General features: G+C 48.8%; 22 protein-coding genes and 1 pseudogene. 14 read left to right on the top strand and 9 right to left on the bottom strand.

What is annotated here, in order from left to right:
• Together EHW58_RS06565 and EHW58_RS06560 are read right to left on the bottom strand one after the other, a co-directional pair.
• The gene (locus EHW58_RS06565; protein ID WP_152795506.1) at window positions 1–675 is read right to left on the bottom strand and encodes a response regulator; all 675 of its coding nucleotides are present in this window, start codon (window positions 673–675) and stop codon (window positions 1–3) included.
• 101 nt (window positions 676–776) lie between these two features.
• A complete protein-coding gene (locus tag EHW58_RS06560) occupies window positions 777–2456 on the bottom strand; it encodes an aspartate:alanine antiporter (RefSeq protein WP_046073105.1) in 1680 nt (559 codons plus the stop codon).
• A 676-nt stretch (window positions 2457–3132) separates the two neighbouring features.
• On the opposite strand from EHW58_RS06560, the gene EHW58_RS06555 reads away from it, so the two are divergent.
• The 4 genes from EHW58_RS06555 (at window position 3133) to EHW58_RS06540 (ending at window position 6082) form a co-directional block, all read left to right on the top strand.
• The gene (locus tag EHW58_RS06555) at window positions 3133–3624 is read left to right on the top strand and encodes a hypothetical protein (protein ID WP_152795502.1); all 492 of its coding nucleotides are present in this window, start codon (window positions 3133–3135) and stop codon (window positions 3622–3624) included.
• 87 nt (window positions 3625–3711) lie between these two features.
• Window positions 3712–4293 carry an AbiV family abortive infection protein gene (locus tag EHW58_RS06550; protein ID WP_172971734.1) on the top strand — a complete coding sequence of 194 codons (582 nt, stop codon included), beginning with the start codon at window positions 3712–3714 and terminating at the stop codon, window positions 4291–4293.
• Window positions 4294–4393: 100 nt separating this feature from the next.
• Window positions 4394–5149 (top strand): hypothetical protein, encoded by a 756-nt coding sequence (locus tag EHW58_RS06545; protein WP_152795497.1) that lies wholly within the window; start codon window positions 4394–4396, stop codon window positions 5147–5149.
• 132 nt (window positions 5150–5281) lie between these two features.
• Window positions 5282–6082 carry a hypothetical protein gene (locus EHW58_RS06540; RefSeq protein ID WP_152795495.1) on the top strand — a complete coding sequence of 267 codons (801 nt, stop codon included), beginning with the start codon at window positions 5282–5284 and terminating at the stop codon, window positions 6080–6082.
• Window positions 6083–6122: 40 nt separating this feature from the next.
• Here the strand turns inward: EHW58_RS06540 and EHW58_RS06535 are convergent.
• A pseudogene (locus EHW58_RS06535) lies at window positions 6123–6233 on the bottom strand (IS110 family transposase); the annotation flags it as partial.
• 735 nt (window positions 6234–6968) lie between these two features.
• Between EHW58_RS06535 and EHW58_RS06525 the strand changes: the two are divergent.
• From EHW58_RS06525 to EHW58_RS06500, 7 genes are all read left to right on the top strand, one after another.
• The gene (locus tag EHW58_RS06525) at window positions 6969–7448 is read left to right on the top strand and encodes a GNAT family N-acetyltransferase (RefSeq protein ID WP_152795491.1); all 480 of its coding nucleotides are present in this window, start codon (window positions 6969–6971) and stop codon (window positions 7446–7448) included.
• Window positions 7449–7460: 12 nt separating this feature from the next.
• Window positions 7461–7673 carry a hypothetical protein gene (locus EHW58_RS15825; protein WP_227986288.1) on the top strand — a complete coding sequence of 71 codons (213 nt, stop codon included), beginning with the start codon at window positions 7461–7463 and terminating at the stop codon, window positions 7671–7673.
• The gene (locus EHW58_RS06520; protein ID WP_370517835.1) at window positions 7639–7995 is read left to right on the top strand and encodes a LysE family translocator; all 357 of its coding nucleotides are present in this window, start codon (window positions 7639–7641) and stop codon (window positions 7993–7995) included. The genes EHW58_RS15825 and EHW58_RS06520 overlap by 35 nt, the downstream gene beginning before the upstream one ends.
• Before the next feature lie 60 nt (window positions 7996–8055).
• Window positions 8056–8871, top strand: coding sequence for an arylamine N-acetyltransferase (locus EHW58_RS06515; RefSeq protein ID WP_152795489.1), 816 nt, complete (start codon window positions 8056–8058; stop codon window positions 8869–8871).
• 87 nt (window positions 8872–8958) lie between these two features.
• Window positions 8959–9201 carry a type II toxin-antitoxin system Phd/YefM family antitoxin gene (locus EHW58_RS06510; RefSeq protein ID WP_077577721.1) on the top strand — a complete coding sequence of 81 codons (243 nt, stop codon included), beginning with the start codon at window positions 8959–8961 and terminating at the stop codon, window positions 9199–9201.
• The gene (locus tag EHW58_RS06505; RefSeq protein ID WP_069587257.1) at window positions 9198–9461 is read left to right on the top strand and encodes a Txe/YoeB family addiction module toxin; all 264 of its coding nucleotides are present in this window, start codon (window positions 9198–9200) and stop codon (window positions 9459–9461) included. The genes EHW58_RS06510 and EHW58_RS06505 overlap by 4 nt, the downstream gene beginning before the upstream one ends.
• Before the next feature lie 226 nt (window positions 9462–9687).
• On the top strand, window positions 9688–10224 hold the full coding sequence (locus EHW58_RS06500; protein WP_152795485.1) for a hypothetical protein: 537 nt from the start codon (window positions 9688–9690) through the stop codon (window positions 10222–10224).
• Window positions 10225–10365: 141 nt separating this feature from the next.
• On the opposite strand, the gene EHW58_RS06495 is transcribed toward EHW58_RS06500, so the two are convergent.
• Complete coding sequence (locus tag EHW58_RS06495) at window positions 10366–11178, bottom strand: sulfite exporter TauE/SafE family protein (protein ID WP_152795483.1); 813 nt, start codon at window positions 11176–11178, stop codon at window positions 10366–10368.
• A gap of 115 nt (window positions 11179–11293) precedes the next feature.
• On the opposite strand from EHW58_RS06495, the gene EHW58_RS06490 reads away from it, so the two are divergent.
• Entirely contained in the window at window positions 11294–11998 is a 705-nt protein-coding gene (locus EHW58_RS06490) for a hypothetical protein (protein ID WP_152795481.1), read from the top strand.
• Between the two features lie 109 nt (window positions 11999–12107).
• On the opposite strand, the gene EHW58_RS06485 is transcribed toward EHW58_RS06490, so the two are convergent.
• Window positions 12108–12374 carry a GrxA family glutaredoxin gene (locus EHW58_RS06485; RefSeq protein WP_077577726.1) on the bottom strand — a complete coding sequence of 89 codons (267 nt, stop codon included), beginning with the start codon at window positions 12372–12374 and terminating at the stop codon, window positions 12108–12110.
• Between the two features lie 247 nt (window positions 12375–12621).
• Between EHW58_RS06485 and nfsA the strand changes: the two genes are divergently transcribed.
• Both nfsA and EHW58_RS06475 read left to right on the top strand, forming a co-directional pair.
• On the top strand, window positions 12622–13344 hold the full coding sequence (nfsA, locus tag EHW58_RS06480; RefSeq protein WP_077668285.1) for an oxygen-insensitive NADPH nitroreductase: 723 nt from the start codon (window positions 12622–12624) through the stop codon (window positions 13342–13344).
• A gap of 254 nt (window positions 13345–13598) precedes the next feature.
• Entirely contained in the window at window positions 13599–14186 is a 588-nt protein-coding gene (locus EHW58_RS06475) for a GPR1/FUN34/YaaH family transporter (protein ID WP_077666173.1), read from the top strand.
• 101 nt (window positions 14187–14287) lie between these two features.
• On the opposite strand, the gene EHW58_RS06470 is transcribed toward EHW58_RS06475, so the two are convergent.
• The 4 genes from EHW58_RS06470 to pabB form a co-directional block, all read right to left on the bottom strand.
• Window positions 14288–15649: an L-serine ammonia-lyase gene (locus EHW58_RS06470; protein WP_077577728.1), complete on the bottom strand. Its 1362-nt coding sequence runs from the start codon at window positions 15647–15649 to the stop codon at window positions 14288–14290.
• Between the two features lie 243 nt (window positions 15650–15892).
• Window positions 15893–17161, bottom strand: coding sequence for a serine/threonine transporter (locus EHW58_RS06465; RefSeq protein ID WP_152795479.1), 1269 nt, complete (start codon window positions 17159–17161; stop codon window positions 15893–15895).
• A gap of 237 nt (window positions 17162–17398) precedes the next feature.
• A complete protein-coding gene (locus EHW58_RS06460; RefSeq protein WP_077639081.1) occupies window positions 17399–18163 on the bottom strand; it encodes a CoA pyrophosphatase in 765 nt (254 codons plus the stop codon).
• Entirely contained in the window at window positions 18160–19557 is a 1398-nt protein-coding gene (gene pabB / locus EHW58_RS06455) for an aminodeoxychorismate synthase component I (RefSeq protein WP_152795622.1), read from the bottom strand. The genes EHW58_RS06460 and pabB overlap by 4 nt, the downstream gene beginning before the upstream one ends.
• Window positions 19558–19734: the final 177 nt, after the last annotated feature.

Raw genomic sequence — 19734 nt, 5'->3', positions numbered from 1 at the left:
TTACTCAGCTTGGATCTCGAACAGGTAGCCTTGGCCACGCACGGTCGAGATGGGGTTGTCGTGTCCGGTTTGGATCAGCTTTTTACGTAGACGGCTGATCATCACCTCAATGGTGTTAGGGTCGCCATCTTGGTCATGATACAGCACATCGAGCAAGCGTTGCTTGGAGATCACTTCGCGACTGTGACGAATCAGGTACTCAAACAAATCATACTCAAAGGCGGTGAGCTCTAGCGCTTGCCCGTTGACGGTGACCGATTTCGCCAACAAATCTAACTCGATATCGCCAGCGGTGATAGTGGGCTTCACAAAACCGGCACTGCGACGCATCAATGCGTTTAGTCGCGCCACCAGTTCCGGCTTTTGAAACGGCTTTACTAGGTAGTCATCGGCACCGGCATCTAAGCCCGTGACTTTATCTTGCCAATTGGCGCGCGCCGTGAGCACCAAAATCGGCAGGCGCAGCCCTTTGGCGCGAATATCACGAATTAGGCTAATGCCATCTTGATCGGGCAAACCAAGGTCAACAATGGCAATATCATTGGGGTATTGGTCAGCGTAATAAAGCCCTTCGCTGGCAGTGCTGGCACAGCGAACATGGTGGCCGAGTTCACTGAGTTCGGTGTTCAGGTGATGACTTAAAATCGAGTCATCTTCAATAATAAGAACCTGCATAAAAGCCCCTGTAAAACAAAAAAGCGCCCGAGGTGGACGCCTTTATTATAGGTTTAATAAACTGAATTTTGGCTGACTCAGCGACCGTCTCCAGCGTGACGTTACACCAAAATAATCATCAAGGTGCCGGCTAAGGTCAAAATAACGTTGGCAATCGCATAAGTGCCTGCGTAGCCCAAGGCAGGAATAGTACTACGGGCATGCTCATTGATCATATCCATCGCCGGCGCACAGGTTCTTGCCCCGATGATCGCGCCAAACAAGAGCGCGCGGTTCATCTTCAGCACATACGCGCCAATCAAATAGGCGACAATCACTGGGATAACACTGATCACAATGCTGGCCAAGATCACCGAAAAGCCCATGTCTGCGATGTAATCAAACAGTCGGCTACCGGCGCTCAGTCCAATGCCAGCCATAAAGGTCATGAGGCCAAGATCTTTCACCATATTCAGCGCCCCTTGGGGCACATAGCCGAAAGTGGGGTGGTTGGCACGTAAAAAGCCGAGGCTGATCCCCGCCAACAGCAAGCCAGCGGCATTACCCAGGCCAAAGGTCACTTGGCCGAAGGTGAGGGTGATCATCCCTAAGCCCAGCCCCAAAATAAAGAAGCAGCAAAAGGCGAGCAAATCCGACATCTGGCTATGAATCGAAATAAAGCCGATGCGGTCGGCCAAGCCTTTTACGCGGCTTTTCTCACCACTGATTTGCAGCACATCGCCTTTGTTGAGGATAATTCCTTGGTCCATCGGCATCTCAACCTGAGCGCGCACCACTCGGTTTAAAAAGCAGCCGTATTCAGACAAGTTTAAATCTGACAGCTTTTTCTGCGCCACGCTGTCATTTTTCACCACGATTTCTTCCTCGACAATGCGCAAGTCGAGCAGATCGCGGTCAAACACTTCTTTACCGTTACGAAAGCTCGGGTCCAGCCGCGCATGGCTGTCGGGGTAGCCCACTAAGGCAATCTCGTCGCCTTGCTGCAAAATGGCATCCCCATCGGGGTTAGCCAAAATGCCGTTACGGCGAATACGCTCGATATAACAGCCGGTTTGACGATAAATACCCAGCTCACGCAGGTTGCGGCCATCAATCCAATCGATCAACTCAGGCCCAACCCGATAGGCGCGAATAATGGGTAAATAGACCTTACGCTGTGATTCACTGCCCAAGCCGCGCTCAATCGCAATCTGTTGGGCGGAGTGCTCAAGGTTATGGCGCTGCAACTTCGGCATCAATTTCGCCAGCACAATCAAGCTCACCAAGCCGGTGAGGTAAGCCATGGCATAGCCGACACTGAGGTTATCAATCATCATCCCCAACTGTTCGCCTTCCGCGCCGGTTAAGCCGGAGTTAAGCGCATCTTTCGCGCCCACTAATACCGGGGTGGCGGTAAGCGCGCCGGCCATCATCCCGGTGGCAATGCTGATATCCAGCCCCAAATGGTTTTGGAAGAACAGGGTTAAGCCAATGGCGCTGAGTAACACCGCCAAGGCAAGCAATAGGTATGATTTTCCGTCACGGAAAAAGACGCCAAAAAAGTTAGGCCCCGCCTCAATCCCCACGCAGTAGATAAACAGCATAAAGCCGATGCTGAGGGTATCAGGCGAGAAGGTGAACCCCGCGTTGCCAAAAATAATCGCGGTGAACAACACGCCGATGGATCCGCCGAGTTGCACACTACCAATTTTGATCTTTCCGACCGCGAGGCCGAGGGCGAGAACCACAAAAAGGAGTAAAATATCGTTTTGGAGCAGGAGGTTATTGACGTCTATATTCACAGCACAAATGTCCGACAGAGCGTGCAGGGGGTTAATGTGGTGAAAATTATACCAACCTTAATCACACTTTGTTGTACAAATTTAGTGAAATAATCATTAATTTTGCGCAAAAAAAGACCAGTTGCACGTTTTTTGGAAGCATCCACAAAAAACGGCAGCCTCGACTGGCTTTTTAGACCCAACCAACACGCCCGCAAGATCTCGGCCAAATCCTCGAAGCAATCTCACAGAATTAGCGCTAGCTAACATTTTGGACATTAGGGAATGAAAACGTTATCACGCCTCTGTTAGGCTAATCCTTACCACAAGAAAGGAAATGGCCTATCGGGTGCCCAAAACCGGCGGGCGGTAGCGTGGGAATGGCTGGATAGTTAACCCGCTTATCGGATAGAAAGCCAAATAGGATGCACGCTTTCTCATCATGCATTCACGCTTTCTCAGTCCGGTAAAATAAAAGAATCTGTTCATCAATGGGTTACATTGTTAGGTTCGGGGATAGTGTGAATGCACCAGCCGTGATAGGCGGCATGCACACTTTCGCGGGGAAGAGACAGATAGTAATCGCGATAAATAATATTAATAACAGTTAGTTAATAAATAAAAGGCGCGTGTAACGGTTTTGGGGAAATGAGTGTGCGCGCTAATACAATGTTATGTGTAAATACGAGGGTATGTTGTGGAATCTGAAACATTAGATTGGCTATCTGAGAAGGCACCCGCGTTCGGGGAATTACCCGAGCGAGAGAAGATGGCCATTATGGATTTTGCATTGCTTTGGAGTTTCTTTGAGTCTCGTTGCCTCGGCAATAAAGCGAATATTCCGCAGATCAGGGATTATGCACAACAGCTTCCGCATACAACTGTTAATTCCTATGAAATCGACCAAATTTCATCCTACTTTAGGGCCCGATATACGGAGAATGGCGAATATTCCTATAGGTATCACCACCTGCGTCTGGAGAGGAGTGGAAACCCACAGGAGGTGACTGCCATGCTGCTAGGTGGCGCTGATCACAGAGAAGCCCTGATTGGATGCCTTGCGATTTTATACAGATATCGAAATAACCTCTTTCATGGAGAGAAATGGGAGCATGAGATTCAGGGTCAGCAGGAAAACTTTGAACGAGCAACTTCGCTGCTTCGGTGGCTGATGGATCAACACACATAACCAATGCGTCAACGGGACCGGTTTGTTCTGCTGCACTCCACAAGCCGGCCCGTTACGCCGGCGTTATGTGTGAATCGAGAATATCGCATGGAAGTATTTGAACTCATTCAAGGCATGGCAAGAACAGATGAAAATCTGATTCGAAGTTCTGAAGAATTGGATAAAGCAATTAATCATATTGTTCAGCTTATCCAAGACGCATGCACATTATATTCTGCTGGTAGCTATCCAAGTTCAGCATTTTTAAGTATCACAGCCTGTGAAGAAGTAGCAAAAGCTCATATCGGATCCTTCACGGATGGAAAGCACCCAGAGAAGAAAGGCCGTAATGTTTTTCGAGATCATAAAACCAAACATGTTATGGCTGCCTTGCCAACTGTACCGATGGGCCAGCGCCTAGAAGAGGCTCTAGGGAAAGGTGAGTTACAGCGAGTTATGAATATGGCTCAAAACGCAGGCTTTGTTCAAACTAGGGAAAATGCTCTGTACTTTCAAAGGGAAAAGGGTGGTTTGGTTATACCTTCTGAAAAAATTGATAAAAGCTTAGCACGGTCTTTGGCACTGTTCGCAATAGAGGTTTTCGATGATGCCCTAGTGGGCATGACTAACCATTCATATGAAATGGACGACATTACAGATGCTCTGTTCGAACAAGTCAAAAGCACATAACAAGTCAATCAACTTCGCGCCTTCGGCGCCGGACGCAGCAAAGCTGCGCCAGTTATTGAGGCGTTAGCAATACAGGTGTAATATGAAGTACAAGAGGAAGATGAAAGCTATCGATGTTGGTATTGTGGATAATGAAGAATATAAATTCACTTGGCGCCAACATTTTCTACCATATTCATCGATGAAGCGCTTTTGCGATGGGAGCGGAAAGCTCAACGTAGTAAACAAGATCAAAGGGCAGGTTAATTTCAAGAAGTTAGCTCGCTATGAGCCCGGCGCTGTAGTAGCTAGAGCTTGGACTCAAAAAGCGGAGAAGCAATTTTTCAACAGTATTGAAACTCCATATTTTGAACTTTCAAAAAGTATATGCAACGGGCAAGACTATCTCACTGAAAAAGATCATCAAACTCTGACGAATTATATAAGTCTTTGGGCAGCTAGGTTTAATTTCAGAGTAAATGATCAGAGTAAATTGATCTTAAATGGTATCCCTGAGCCACAGCTTACGCAGCATCAGATACAAAACCTTGAGCAAGAAAGAGCGTCTGTAGGTGGTGTTATTCAATCATATGAGTTAAACAGCCTGCAAGCTCAACGGATGTACGATGCCAATAGAATTGGACTCAGAAATATTGAGTGGCAGGTATATCGTCTAGTCGCTTTAGATTGTATTCTTCCCGACACTATCAATGGAGTGTTAATTATCCCAATTGCACCTAACATTGTGGTTTTACCCCAAGGTTCAGATTTGGACGTGATGTCCTATGACTCAATTTCATCACTCAATATGCAGTTGATATCTGGAAGTGAAGAATATTACTACGCTAAAGATATATCGCGCTTAATGTATTGCTAAAAAACTCTTTAACCAAGGGGCGCAAAATAGTAGGCTTGCGCTCCTTCGTCGCTAATTTTAGCCTGCTATTTTGCGCCGGTTAAGCGAGGCGTTATATTCAATCAGCATTGCTTGACTTTTTAGAGAGTTTGGATGAAAACAAGACATTACATCAACATCCACAATGGTAAGTTAATTGGCTTCAAGCCTGAAGATGTGGAAAACTGGCGTATGCTCACGCCAGATGAATTTGAAAGTATTCGGGTAGCTCCAGAAAGTTTTGTAGAAAAGCAAGCTGGGAAGTTCAGTTTTGAATTTGATACGGAGTTTTTCACAATCCGTAGAAATCTTATGTTTGCATCTACAGTTTCGTTATTGTTATTTTTTGTCAAACCATCATCGAGTGGTGTGTATGACGTCAATATTGGTGTTCTAAAAGGTTCAATCGATAACCCGATTTATCTATATGCTTTCGCGATTACAGCGCTATTATATTACGTTGCACTTTTAGTCAGCCATTGTAGGAATTTAACTGTTTCACGATACTCTCAGATTAAAGCGGAATATATTTCGGCTCTATCCGAGTCCAAGGCTCGGGTAACGTATATGAAAGCTTACTTGGCAACAAATGGCGCATTGCCTACACCAGATAAACTTACTTTTTCGCAAAAGCATCAACATGCTATCAGCGTAATTATTCCGAAGTTCAATATAGCTAAGCACCGAATGGAAATGCTTGGATTTGAGGTTTTAATTAACCACGATGTATGTGAGTTGGTATATCACTCTCGTCGAAATCTATCTCAACTCGAGCTAGAGGTTTTACGTAGCTCCTTGGATCTCTATTGGCGGGCGGGTATATCTAAGTTTGTGACTGTCGTGGTACCGATTTTATACGCCGCGTTAGTGCTTATTCTCCAGGTCCAAAATGTAGTTGGAATGGTTGGTAACTAACGTGAAAATTGAATATAACAAACGAGTATTTCGTCAATCGTTAAATTTTGGCGAGGTTTTTATCCCACATCACGCCGTCTCTGAGCATCGAATTTAAGATCACCACCATCTTACGCACACAGGCAATAATGGTGACTTTTTTCTCGTTCCCACGCTCCTGCGTGGGAATGCATATCTAGCTCTTGATATCATTCAAACACAAACAGCACCATAAGCAGTGTAACATAATGCTGCCTAGGGCATTGAACTGGCTGTTCGCTACAGATATTGACGCTGTCCGCTACTGTAAGAACAGAGGTCAAGTGCAGTTCGGTGATCTTGTGGCGATCCCTGCCTATGATTCAAATCCGTATACATTCCCACGCAGGAGCGTGGGAACGAGTTAAAGAATTGAGTAGATATGGTTACCTCCGGTATTAAAGACCGCACCTAAGTGTGTGGCAGATCTTCATGAGGGGGAGTCCATGTCATTCGTTATGTTCTCGGAGGTTTATGGCAAATTTCAAAATTAGCAGAATCCATACAAAGTCAGGTATTTTCAGGCTAACTGGAGTCATCAACGATGAAATTGATCTTAAAAGTATTAGATATATTTCTGCCGAATACATGGGAACTGACGGTTGGTGCGAACTCGATTTACAGTCAGAACATACTCAAAGCTTGTTACGAAGCATTCAAATTGAAGTGTTACAGCATCTAAGTTGAGGAAGTTTGTCTCATCTAGTAGACGTAGTTTTTAAACGGTCAGTAGCCTCAATTAGCTACAAACATAGCAAAGGTATCAAGATGACACTAGACTTACTCCGCTTAGCCAGACAAGAATACAAACTCTTTACCTTCACGGCATAACAGAAAGTCACTCAGCTTACACAAACAAGGAAGCGTTTTGATCACCATTAGAAAAGCTAACCAAAGTGACGCACAGGCTATTTTTGATTTAAGAAACCGAGCTATCTTAGCAAAGTGTTCGGCACACTATACGGAAGAGCAGCTCTCACTTTGGACGCAGGGTAGCGTGTCTGAGCGTTTTATTGCCGACGTGGTCGATACGTTTTACGTTTCTGAAATGGACGGGCAGGTTATCGGTAGCGGTAAGCTCAACACACAAACTGGTCTAGTCGATGCCATCTTCGTAGAGCCAGATTACAGTGGCAGGGGCGCGGCGAAAAAGATGCTCCAGTTTTTAGAGCACCTAGCGAAAGAGCAGGGCTTGCGATTGCTAACGCTTGAGTCCACGCTCAATGCAGCGCCATTCTATCGCGCATGCGGCTTTGTGGGTGATGAGGCATCAACGTATCACTCCCCAAAAGGGATCCGTTTAGACTGCGTGCCGATGGAAAAGCAACTTCAAACACAACATCGATAGTAAGGAGCAAGGATGACTGGTGTTTTATCACTCGTTTCAATAGGTTTCGCATTTTTTGTTGTCGCGGTCTCCCCGGGGCCGGCGAACATCTCCAATGCAACCATCGCCATGAGTAAGGGGCGAAAAGTTAGCCTTGTTTACGGCGCAGGGTTATCCATTGGGCTGCTGTTTTGGGGCATTGTCGCCGCCAGTGGCTTGGGGGTGGTGCTGCAAGGGTCGGTATAACCAAGAAGTGGGATACCGAAAGTGGTTTGTTCGTGGCGTGGTTTTAAATTCCTCCAATCCTAAAACCGTGGTGGCATGGATGGCGGCTTTGTCGGTTGGGATGGGCTCAAGCAGCGATGGGCTATTTCTTGTCGCTGCGGTGCTGACTTGTATGCTGGTCGGCTTTTTGGTGAATGGGATGTACTCTCTGTTGTTTTCAATCAACGGCGTAATGAACGTCTACCAAAAAGTGGCGCATTGGGTTGAGCGCGTCGTATCTGGGATCTTTGCGTTGGCAGGATTAGGGTTGCTACGTTCCGCCTTTAGCCGCAATCCTGCGTGAGGCTTTACCTCAACCCAACTTGAGGGATTAATCTGGTGCCATTCACATAAGGAGTCGACGATGACATCAGCACCCATGATTGAAGAGTATTTACATCGCCTCGCGTTGAGTGAGGCGAAGGGCGTGGCACTGGTCATTGAACTTATTGAAAAGCACTTGGCGCGGTATGCGTTTTCTAGCCTTAATGCCTTGGCAGGGCAGTCGCTTTCTTTACAGGCCGATGCTTTGTTTGAACGGTTGGTGGTGAACCAACAAGGCGGCTATTGCTTTGAACATAATAAGATTGCCTACCTTGCCCTTAAACATTTGGGGTTTAAGTTGCGCAGTGTGCTGGCGCGGGTGATGCTTAATGGTAAACCCACCAATCCCCGCACTCACCGTATGAATGTGCTTGAGCTCGATGGTGAAACGTATCTGGTGGACGTTGGTTTTGGCAATAAAACCCCGCGCGGGTTACTCAATATCAATCAGTGCACCTGCAATATCGGGCACGATACCTATCAAATCACGCGCAATGGCGATGTAGTGACGGTGGTATTACACGAGCCCGAGCAACCGCCATTAACACTGTACGAAGTTGAGCTTTATGACGTAGTAGAAGCTGACTTTGACGTGGCGCACTTCTATTCTCATCAACACCCCGATGCGATTTTCGTCAATAACCTTGTGGTGTCGTTGATCACCGCTTCACACCGCTTTTTGATTCGTAATCAGCAGTTTTTGGTCTGGGATGCGGCAGGGCAACTTGTCACCGATAAAAGCATCGATAGCGTTGAGGCATTAACTCAGCTGGTTCACGAGGTGTTTTTATTGCAACCGCCGAAAGCGGTGTTGGAAACCGCGTTTGCAAAGGTGACGGCTAACGCGGCGGCTTGAGTGAGCGGATATTAACGAGTACGTTCGTCTTGACGTACGTACTCGATGTCGTACAATTGTTTAAAAGTTAATCACCGGAGAGGCGCTATGACGGGGATCACTGCCACTGAAGCGCGTAGCAAATTGTATCGGCTCATTGATGAAACCGCCGAATCACATCAGCCCATTGTTATTGCGGGCAAACGTAACAAAGCGGTGCTGATTTCAGAAGAAGATTGGTCAGCAATTCAGGAAACACTCTATTTGCTTTCTGTACCAGGGATGCGTGAGTCAATTCGCGAAGGCATCGCCACGCCGACGGATGAATGCGATGAGGCGTTGGACTGGTGACATGGAAGTTGGTTTACACCAAACAAGCCCAGAAAGACGCAAAAAAGCTGGCTTCCAGTGGCCTCAAACCAAAAGCGCAAGAACTGTTAGCACTGATTGAAGACGATCCCTACCGTAAACCTCCTCCGTTTGAAAAGCTTGTCGGTGATCTCACTGGTGCCTATTCACGCCGTATTAATATTCAACATCGCTTGGTCTATCAAGTCCTCGAGGATGAACAAGTGGTGAAAGTGCTCAGGCTCTGGAGCCATTATGAATAGTGGCACTGTTTGCGATTGCTAATGCCTTGCCCCCGAGGCTAGAAGAATAAAGCCAGCACACAGCTGGCTTTTTTGTTGGGTTAGCTATTCGCACATCCAAGTCGATAAGATAACAATATAGACACTAACTCACTTTACGTGTGTGGGTTTGTATACATTCATCCTCGTGATGCGTATTATTCTAAGCTTTCGCTTTTTAATTAAAAAATCTTGTTGGTATTTTTAAATGGATAGCAGATGTGAATTTTTTCTATCGTGCGTGAATTGTGGTGATGCCATCCACTTGACTCATGACCACTTATTGACATTGAAAAATGGCAGTGCTCTTGCGTGTGAGTGTGGGGTCCTTTTACATACTGATGATGAAAAATTTGATCAAGCAAAAGCAGTCATAAACGAGCGACAAAAAGCCAAATACCTCATTTGGTCTGGTGTAGCCATGGCGGTTTTCTTAGCGACGGTCTACCAAGCATATTTTTGGTACACGGTGATAACGATAGTAGCAGGGTTATGGCTGATATCACTGGATCATAGCGAGATAGTTGAGATATTTGAGATAAAAACCAAGCTTGCGCCACTGAATGCGGCACCTAGTGTAACGTTCTCGACCTTTGAGGATTTTAAAGCAAGTAACCCAAAACTCAAAGTTGGCTTTAATAAAGCGTTTAATAAATGTTGTATTTGTGAAAGCTTTACCAAGCAAACAATCAACGAGTTTCCTGTTTGTGGCGTTTGCAGTAGTACCGTCCACGCTCGCTCGTAGCAATTAAAAGTTTCCGTTTTTCAAAACACCTCCGGCGTTTCGCCAGAGGTATGATACTAATAACTAACGCTTGTTGGATAGTCGATATTGGGGGTAGACCTCGGCCAAGACTATTATTGATGAGGTTATCGATATCTTAAACTAGCCGCCCTGCAAAACATACATGAGCATTTTGATGCTGAGCAAGAGGGATAACACGCCCAATGTCTTTTTCAGTTTATCGGCGGGCAAGCGTGCGGCACAGGCTACACCCAGTGGTGCCGAGAAGTAACTGGCGAGCGAGAACAGCACCACCGCGGGCAGATAGATATAGCCAAATGTCAGTTGCTCCGGTGTGGTGTTTTCCCAGCCGTTGAGCAAATACCCCAAGGTGCCTGTGATGGCGAGAGGAAACCCAATCGCTGCCGAGGTGCCAACCGCGTTTTTTACTGCTAAGTTTTGGCCGATTAAATAGGGGACGATCATGCCGGCGCCGCTGACTGAGACGAGGGCAGAAATGGTACCAATCAGTGTACCGACCGCGACATTGCCTGCCGGTTTGTGTGGCGTTAAGTTGGCTTGTGGGCGTTTGGGTTGGAACATTTTGTAAGCCACATAAAGCATAAACAGACTAAAAAAGAGAGCGAGCGCCACACCGTTGACAGCCGCGGCTATGGTGGTGGCGATAAAGGTGCCGGCCATCACACCGATCGCCATGTTAGTGGCAAGTGATGTATGGACATGGCCTTTGGCATAATGGGCACGCATACTACTGAAGGTGGTGAACACCATCGCGGCCATTGAGCTCCCGAGCGCCATATGGACGACGTGTTGGTCGCCAATCCCTTGCGCCGCAAACAATAAGGTAAAGGCTGGCACCGTTAATCCACCTCCTCCCACACCCACTAAACCGGCAATAAAGCCAACTCCCATCCCTAATAACGCGTAATAAATGGCGAATGTTACGTCGATCATCGACCGTTCCTTTCTTTTGCTAACCACAAGGCTTCACTGTAGGGTGTTATTGCATTGGCATGTTAATGCGCTTTGGTCTAATAATAATGAAATATGGCCAAGTAGGGAGAGCGGTATGGGCGTTGGATTTATCGTGGTGGTGCCGCAGCAAGTTGGGTTTTCGGCCGCGAATGTTACGTCGGCACCAAGTGAGTTGTGGTTGCGGCCGAGCGATCTATCAATCAGTTTGACGCATCTCATAGATACCGCGCCGTTTAAGCAGGCTATCGACACTGACCATGTGTATGGGGTTGGTTTTTTCTTGGGCGGCACGTCCATGCTGTCACTGGCGGGGGCGAGGTTTGAGCCGGCGCTTTACAAGCAATCTTGCGCACAGGAAGGGGTGAATATTGATTGCCAATGGCTCCAGAAAAACAAGGTGGATTTGAGCAAGGTGTCTGAGCCAATGCTTGGCCGCTCCAATCACGATGATCGTGTCAAAGCCATTGTGGCGATTAATCCTGAATTAACCAAAACATTGGATGCGCAGAGTCTTGGTGACATCAAGGTGCCTGTGAAAGTGATGGATATTCGTGGTCGTCATGCTGCGCTGCCGGAATTGGAGGTCGCTGAGTCTATTGCCGCGATTCCGAATATGACGCTAATGACAACGTCGCATACCACCATTTTTAGTGCCTTTAATCGGTGTACGGCAAAAGGTGTGCAGATATTAGCATTGGAAGGGGAAGGCCATCTTTGCCAAACGTCAGCGCAACAATCCCGAGAAGAGGCGCATAGGCTGATTATGAATGCGATTACCCGCTTTATTGATCACCAATGACGGGCTGACTGGTGCAGCTGACTGGTGCACATGTGCAAGGTCGTCACGAACACAGAACACAAAAAAACCAGCCAATAAGCTGGTTTTTTTAAATCGGTCACTCGGCAGATTAGTCTTGGAAAAGGCCGAGGTTTTCTTTGGCGTAGGCTTCAAACTCGGTAAAGCCGCCAACGTGCTCTTGGTCAACAAAGATTTGTGGCACGGTTTCAACCGGTTTGCCGACGGTTTTTTCTAGATCGGCTTTGCTGATGCCTTCTGCGTGGATATCAACATAACGGTAGTTGAAATCGTCACGGTTTGTTTTTAGCTCTTCCGCGAGGTCTTTAGCGCGAACACAGAATGGGCAGCCGGGGCGACCAAAAATCACGACGAACATATTCATCTCCTTTAGCGTTAATGGTCTTACTATGCCTGATGGGCGCGCGTTAGAAAAGATGAATTTCCCTCTCGCACCAATAGGAAAAACCGATGATAAGCGTCAAGGCGTGCCAGTGCGTGGGGTCACGTGCTTGTGGGGTGAGTGGGACATAAAGCGCCAGAGCAGGGTGATTGCTTCGCTGAGTATAAAGGTGTAAAACCATCAAGTCCCGCTTTTACGGCTCAACGTCAAATAAGGAAGCACAATGAATCCAACGATTGAGACACTTCTTTCTCACCGCTCTATTCGCAAATTTACTCAAGATGCCATTTCTCCCGAGCAATTAACCCAGATTATTGATGCGGCGCGCGCGGTATCGAGCTCAAGCTTCTTACAATGCACCAGCATTATTCGTGTGACGGACAAAGAAAAACGACGCTTATTGGCAGAATACGCGGGCAACCAAGCGTATGTGGCCGATTGTGCGGAGTTTTTGGTGTGGTGTGCGGACTTCCATCGTCACGAGCAAATCAACCCTAATGCCAAATTGGGCTTTACCGAGCAGACGCTTATCGGTGCGATTGATGGCGCGATTATGGCGCAAAATGCGATGGTGGCAGCGGAGTCGATGGGCCTTGGCGGCGTGTATATCGGCGGCTTACGCAATCAGCCGGAAAAGGTGGCCGAGTTGTTGGCGATGCCGAATCACGTGATGCCTTTGTTTGGTATGTGCTTGGGTGTGCCAGCGCAAGACCCCGAAACCAAGCCTAAATTACCTGCACAGCTTTTGGTGCACGAAAACAGCTATCAAGCCATCGATGAGGCGGCGCTAAGCGACTATGACAACCAAGTGCGCGAGTATTATCAAACGCGCACGGGCGGCAATAAAGACATGAGTTGGAGCGAGCAGATCTCCGCCACGCTAGAAAAAGAAGCGCGTCCGTTTATGAAAGACTTTCTGCACAGCAAAGGGTTTAGCATCCGTTAAGAGAGCGCCTAAACGTGATGGATAAAAAAGCAGCGTTTTGCTGCTTTTTTATTATTTATCGCCTCATTTTGTCCAGTTTGCTATCTGATTTGATGGATTTATTGTCTAATCCTGCCTCTAAGCGCTAAAACCTATTTACATCTATCCTGTAAACCGTAATATTGCCGCGTTTTTGCGCGTGATAATCACTTTTATCTGACACTATCCGCGCTCATTTTCAACATTAAATTGTTTTTATACGAAGTAGGGCTCTGATGGAAAACAAACTGGCAAATCCTGCCCCTTTGGGGTTGATGGGTTTCGGAATGACCACGGTATTATTGAACATTCATAATGCGGGTTTTTTCCCTATCGATAGCATGATCTTGGCGATGGGCATTTTTTATGGTGGCTTGGCGCAAGTGATTGTCGGCATCATGGAATTCAAAAAGGGCAATACCTTTGGTACCACGGCATTCACCTCTTATGGCCTGTTTTGGCTGACGCTAGTAGGGCTAATCGTCATGCCAGAAATGGGGATTGCTCAACCGAGCCCAGCGGGCTTTATGGGTTGGTACTTGGTGATGTGGGGTGTGTTTACCGGCTTTATGTACATCGGTTCACGCCGTTACTGCCTGGCTAAGCAGTTTGTCTTTGCTAGCTTGACCGTACTTTTCTTCTTGCTGGCAGCGCGCGATTTTACCGGCAGTGCACTGATTGGCACCATTGCAGGCTTTGAGGGCATTGTGTGTGGCTTGAGTGCGATTTACTTCGCGATGGCGCAGGTGCTTAACGAAGAGTACGGCCGTACTGTGTTGCCCGTTGGTGAGCAAAAAGCAGCGCTAGCGCCGCAAACGGCGTAAACGCCTGACACTAAACGCCTAGTACATTGTTGAGATCTAAAAAAGCTCGGCCATCAGAGGCCGAGCTTTTTTTATCCGCGATTAAGCCTGACAGTGAAGGATTAACACATCACTTTCACGGCCAACCCACCTTGTGAGGTTTCGCGGTATTTGGCGTTCATGTCTTTGCCGGTTTCCATCATGGTTTCAATCACTTTATCCAGTGATACACGCGGCTCGGACGAACGCTGAAGTGCCATGCGTGAGGCATTAATGGATTTCACCGCCGCAATGCCGTTGCGCTCAATGCAAGGCACCTGTACTTGCCCGGCAACCGGGTCACAAGTGAGGCCTAAGTTGTGCTCCATAGCGATTTCGGCCGCCATACAAACTTGGTGCGGGCTACCGCCCATCAGCTCAGCGAGGCCAGCGGCGGCCATAGAGCAGGCGACGCCCACTTCGCCTTGGCAACCGACTTCGGCACCTGAGATAGAGGCGTTTTGCTTGTACAAACCACCAATCGCGCCGGAGGCGGCAAAAAACCGGGTGTAGATTGACTTATCAACCGGCTCGATAAATTTGTCGTAGTAGGCCAGCACTGCAGGAATAATGCCACATGCGCCATTGGTGGGCGCGGTCACCACGCGGCCACCGGCAGCGTTTTCTTCGTTAACGGCAAAGGCAAACATGTTCACCCAATCGACCACGGCCATGGGATCAATGTTATATTTTTCGCTGGTTTTTAGTTGATGACGTAAGGCGGCAGCACGGCGCGGCACACGCAGCGGGCCGGGTAACACGCCTTCGTTTTCCATCCCGCGCGCCATACACGCCTGCATGGTTTTCCAAATGTCAGCGAAGTAGGTATCAATCTCGTCCTGGCTGTGCATGCTGCGCATGTTGGCCATCACCAAGCCGCTGATCGAAAAACCGGTTTCTTGGGTGAGTGCCAGTAGGCCGTCAGCGCTATTGAAGTCGTAAGGGACTTGCACCGCTTGCATGGCGGGCTGACCAAATTCGGCTTCTTCAACAATAAAGCCACCGCCAATCGAGTAATAGGTTTTACTCAGTACACACTCATCGCCTTGCCAAGCATGGATTTGCATGCCGTTCTCGTGCAGTGAGAGGTTAGAGGTATGAAAGTTCATCCCTCCATCACGCGGGAAGGCGACGGCGTGTTGTTGCTCACCCAGTGGCAATTGCTCTGTCTCTTCTACCCGCTTAATAAAGCGGGGAATCGAATCGATATCAACGGTTTCAGGGCTGTTGCCTGCTAAGCCCATAATCGTGGCGATGTCGGTGTGATGGCCTTTACCGGTGAGTGACAATGAGCCGTATACGTCAACCGTGACGCGATCGACGTCGGTTAAACGCTGACTGGCGGTGAGCTCATCAACAAAGCACTTGCCCGCTTTCATTGGGCCAACCGTATGAGAACTGGATGGGCCAACGCCAATCTTAAAAATGTCAAAAACACTGATCATGTGTCTACCTCAGTCAATGCCCTAAGGGCAATGGATTTAGTGTTTACGCCATCCGTCCATGGTATTGACTGTGATGGCAAGCGCACGCTCGCCATAATGAAAAGGAGCAGCCTTCACTGCTCCTTGTTATCCGCAAACATCGATGGATGCGGTGGGCATAGAGCCCAACGCAGCAGTCCTATAGCGCCTGCTGCGCGCGCTGTGTTCGATTAAGCAAAACGGCTGATTCAGAATCGTTAGTGATTAAGAGATCATGCTGTACGTAATCGCGGAAATTGCCACCAGCCCCATAATCAGAACAAAGGCGTTGCTGATTGTACCTGAATATTTCTGCATTGCTGGCACGTTTTTCACGGCATACATTGGCATAATAAACAGGATGGTGGCAATGATTGGGCCGCCAAGTGATTCAATCATCCCCAAAATGCTTGGATTGAGGGTGGCGACTAACCAAATGGTCAGGATCATGAATACCACGGTGAACACGTCGATTTTTTTGCGATCAACGGGTTTCTCCATGCTGCGCAGCGCTTTGGTGGCAATGCCGTTCAGGCCTTCACGTGCGCCTAGGTAGTGACCAAAGAACGAGGACACAATCGCGACAAAGGCCACCAATGGACCCAAGAAGGAAATGAACGGGCTTTCATGCTTGTTGGCCAAATAAGAAAGGATTGCGATGTTTTCCGCTTTTGCCGCTGCCAAATCCGCTGGCGTGAGGGACAGCACGCAAGAGAAGACAAACAGCATCACGAAACCGACCAACATGGCGGCCGAGCGCATCAGGATCTGACCAGACTTGTATTCCGCTTCGTCGCCGTGGTCACGACGCTGTGCCAATGAGAAAGACGAAATGGCCGGGCTGTGGTTAAACGCAAAAACCAGTACCGGAATCGAAATCCAAAGGGTAATGGCAAAGTCACCGGCAGACGGCACTTGCGATAGCGCCGCGGTATTCCACTCAGGGATCAGGTAGATGGACATAAAGACCAAAATACCAACCAGCGGATAGACCAAAAACTGAGTGACACGCAGCATCATTTTTTCGCCCAGTAGCATCACCGACATCATGCCGAGAATAAGCGCTAGCGAGAGGATCGCACGTGGTGGCGACGCCATGCCAAGCTGGTTGACCAAGAAGGAGTCGACGGTGTTGGTGATCCCGACGCCGTAGATCAACACAATCGGATAAATAGCGAAGAAGTACAGCAAGGTGATCAGTTTGCCCGCGCCAACACCAAAGTGCTCTTCAACCACTTCGGTAATGTCGCTGCCCGCATTTTTAGAAGATAAAACAAAACGAGAGAGGCCGCGGTGGGCAAAGAAGGTCATTGGGCCAACAAGCAAGGTCATGACCACGAGAGGCCAAAAGCCGCTCATGCCTGCGTTGATCGGAAGGAAAAGAATACCCGCGCCAACCGCGGTGCCAAAAAGGGAAAGCGCCCAGGTTGTATCTTGTTTGGTCCAGCGCGGGCGCGACGTTGCACTGGTACCAGTCGTCGAGGTTGTTTGCATAACAATACTACTCACATTGTAGGGAACAGGAATCAGGGAAGGCGAATTCTGGCGATTTCCACAGAGAAAACCAAGAGCTAGATCGCTATATGAAAAGCAGTGCGCAGACTATTGCACCAAAATGTGATGACTATCAATAACGGAGAGCGGATTGCGCTTCTATATAGGCATGGATGTATAGATATTTGTTGGATAAATATGCATCAAAGTGCGTCTAAATCCCCATTGACTACATGGTTATGAGTGGGTTGATGGGTGGTTACCCGAGGGTGAAAACAATGTTAGCTGGCTGATTAATGCGCGAAGTAATTGCGCAGTGGCACCCCAAACCAGTCGGTCTTGGTGATAAAACGCACACACAGGGTGCCACTGGCCATACAGTAGGAAAGACTGTTCGCGAATATGCCCGGGACGGCAAAGGGTATCTAACGGTACTTCAAAGCAGGCAGCGACTTCATTGTCATCAAGATAAGGTTGGTAATCCGGTGCTACCCACGCGAGGACCGGGTGAATGTAGTAGCCGGTGACGGTGGGAAGCGGGCACAGGTGGCCAATAATCGCGTCAGGGGCAACGCGAATCCCGGTTTCTTCCCACATTTCCCGCGTGGCGGTGTCGGTATTATCTTTATCGGATGGCTCTCGCTTGCCGCCAGGGAAACTGACTTGGCCAGGATGATGTTTTAGGTGACTCGCGCGCTGGGTTAGCACCAGTTGAATCCCGTTTTCGCGTGGCACTAAGCCAATCAATACCGCGGCAGGTTGAAAATCGGCGCCTCCCAATATCCTGGGCGAGAGGCGAACGCGGTTTAAAATGCGACTGTCGTGGCGCGCCAGCGGGGTTAACGAAAAAGCCCGGGTGACATCCGCGGGCGATAAGGGGTGGCCTGGCGCGTCACAGATGGGTTGAGGATGAGTCGAGGACGCAGACCAAGAGGCGGCTTTCGCGCGTAACGTACAGCGGATAGGCGTGAAATAAGCATGCTCTTCGGCGATTAGCGTCATCGTGACTCCGTTAAATCAGTTAAAGGGACAGCCAAGCTGTCATCGTCTGCCAGCACGGGGAGAATGTGGCTGACTTTGTCGAGCGTCTCTTGGTACTCGGCGTCTGCCTTGCTATCAGCAACCAAGCCACCGCCCGCCCACACGTGCAGTTGACTTTGATGACCGACCAGGGTGCGAATGGTAATACTCGAGTCCATGCGACCACAGCGGCTGAGGTAGGCAAAACTGCCGCAATAAATATGGCGACGATGTGGCTCAAGCTCTTCAATTATTTCCATTGCGCGTACTTTGGGTGCCCCGGTAATCGAGCCACCGGGAAACGCCGCGCGAAGCAGATCGAGGCCAGTTTTGTCTTCGGGGAGCCTACCTGTGACCGTACTCACCATATGGTGCACGGCAGGAAAACTCTCTATATCAAAGAGTTTAGGCACAGAAACCGAACCTGGCGAGGCAACTCGGCCAATATCGTTCCTGAGCAAATCGACAATCATCAAGTTTTCAGCACGATCTTTTTCCGCCGATTTCAGTGCCTGAGCGCTGTCTGCATCTTGTTGCGGATCGGTATAGCGAGGGCGCGTGCCCTTGATAGGTTTGGTTTCAATCTGTTGGTTGTGTAGCGAGAGAAAGCGCTCGGGCGAGACCGATAAGATGGCGCTGTCTGCCAAGCGGATAAAACCAGAGAAGGGGGCACCATTGCGGGTCGCCAGTTTACGATAGGCGTGCCATTCATCCCCTTGATAGTGGGCGGAAAAGCGTTGAGCTAAGTTGATTTGGTAGCAATCACCGGCATGTAAATAGGCTTGCACTTGGGCAAATTTTTGCTGGTATTGCGCCTCGGTCATGTTCGCGCGCCAGCGTTCGGTGAGTGCAAATGATGGACGGGACGGTGCAGCCTGATGAGTGAGCCATTGCCAGCGCTGATCGCTGTCAGGGGCAATCACCACCGCTTGATGCTGGTGATGATCAATCACCACTGCCCAGTCGTAGAGGCCAACCGCCATGTCAGGGACATTGAGCTCGTCTTTAGCCCGCGTGGGTAGGGTTTCAACACAGCGCCCTAAGTCATAACCAAAATATCCAAGGGCACCGCCGGCAAACGGCCAGGGGGCGATTTCAGAAACCGCCGGTAACAGCTGTGCTTGTAATTGTGCGACCCAGTGAAACGGATCGTGATCGTCAGTGGTGGTGTGCCCATCGGGATACCGCGTGGTCACTTGGTTGTGGCGCGCGGTCACCGTGGCGATGGGATCGGCGACCAGGATATCGAAGCGACTATCTGGATGTGTCCGTGTGGCCGAGTGGAGCAACATCGCCCAGGGCTGATGAGCTATCTTATCAAACAGGGTCAACGCAAGATCCGGGGCGTAGTCGATTGGCGTGGTAGTGAGCTTCATGGCGTTTTGTGGTTGCATTCTTCTTTTTGTGATCACGGTTAAGACGCCGTGTGGCGCGCAGATAGCGCTAAGCGTATCATAGCTAGGCCTTTTCCGGCACGAGCAACAATAAAAGACGAAGCGAGGTTGCTGTCAACCATCGACTTCTCTCATCACAGAGCAGTAAAACTGCCTAGC

The sequence above is a fragment of the Salinivibrio sp. VYel1 genome (assembly GCF_009377945.1).
In the GTDB taxonomy this organism is placed as follows: Bacteria; Pseudomonadota; Gammaproteobacteria; order Enterobacterales; family Vibrionaceae; genus Salinivibrio; species Salinivibrio siamensis.
This window is presented reverse-complemented; position numbering and strand designations above follow the sequence as displayed.

Excerpts from the sequence above, each read along its gene's own strand:
- EHW58_RS06565 (WP_152795506.1), bottom strand. The coding sequence starts at position 675 with ATGCAGGTTCTTATTATTGAAGATGACTCGATTTTAAGTCATCACCTG.
- EHW58_RS06550 (WP_172971734.1), top strand. The coding sequence starts at position 3,712 with ATGGAAGTATTTGAACTCATTCAAGGCATGGCAAGAACAGATGAAAAT.
- EHW58_RS06545 (WP_152795497.1), top strand. The coding sequence starts at position 4,394 with ATGAAAGCTATCGATGTTGGTATTGTGGATAATGAAGAATATAAATTC.
- EHW58_RS06540 (WP_152795495.1), top strand. The coding sequence starts at position 5,282 with ATGAAAACAAGACATTACATCAACATCCACAATGGTAAGTTAATTGGC.
- EHW58_RS15825 (WP_227986288.1), top strand. The coding sequence starts at position 7,461 with ATGACTGGTGTTTTATCACTCGTTTCAATAGGTTTCGCATTTTTTGTT.
- EHW58_RS06515 (WP_152795489.1), top strand. The coding sequence starts at position 8,056 with ATGACATCAGCACCCATGATTGAAGAGTATTTACATCGCCTCGCGTTG.
- EHW58_RS06510 (WP_077577721.1), top strand. The coding sequence starts at position 8,959 with ATGACGGGGATCACTGCCACTGAAGCGCGTAGCAAATTGTATCGGCTC.
- EHW58_RS06500 (WP_152795485.1), top strand. The coding sequence starts at position 9,688 with ATGGATAGCAGATGTGAATTTTTTCTATCGTGCGTGAATTGTGGTGAT.
- EHW58_RS06495 (WP_152795483.1), bottom strand. The coding sequence starts at position 11,178 with ATGATCGACGTAACATTCGCCATTTATTACGCGTTATTAGGGATGGGA.
- EHW58_RS06490 (WP_152795481.1), top strand. The coding sequence starts at position 11,294 with ATGGGCGTTGGATTTATCGTGGTGGTGCCGCAGCAAGTTGGGTTTTCG.
- EHW58_RS06485 (WP_077577726.1), bottom strand. The coding sequence starts at position 12,374 with ATGTTCGTCGTGATTTTTGGTCGCCCCGGCTGCCCATTCTGTGTTCGC.
- nfsA (WP_077668285.1), top strand. The coding sequence starts at position 12,622 with ATGAATCCAACGATTGAGACACTTCTTTCTCACCGCTCTATTCGCAAA.
- EHW58_RS06475 (WP_077666173.1), top strand. The coding sequence starts at position 13,599 with ATGGAAAACAAACTGGCAAATCCTGCCCCTTTGGGGTTGATGGGTTTC.
- EHW58_RS06470 (WP_077577728.1), bottom strand. The coding sequence starts at position 15,649 with ATGATCAGTGTTTTTGACATTTTTAAGATTGGCGTTGGCCCATCCAGT.
- EHW58_RS06465 (WP_152795479.1), bottom strand. The coding sequence starts at position 17,161 with ATGCAAACAACCTCGACGACTGGTACCAGTGCAACGTCGCGCCCGCGC.
- EHW58_RS06460 (WP_077639081.1), bottom strand. The coding sequence starts at position 18,163 with ATGACGCTAATCGCCGAAGAGCATGCTTATTTCACGCCTATCCGCTGT.
- pabB (WP_152795622.1), bottom strand. The coding sequence starts at position 19,557 with ATGAAGCTCACTACCACGCCAATCGACTACGCCCCGGATCTTGCGTTG.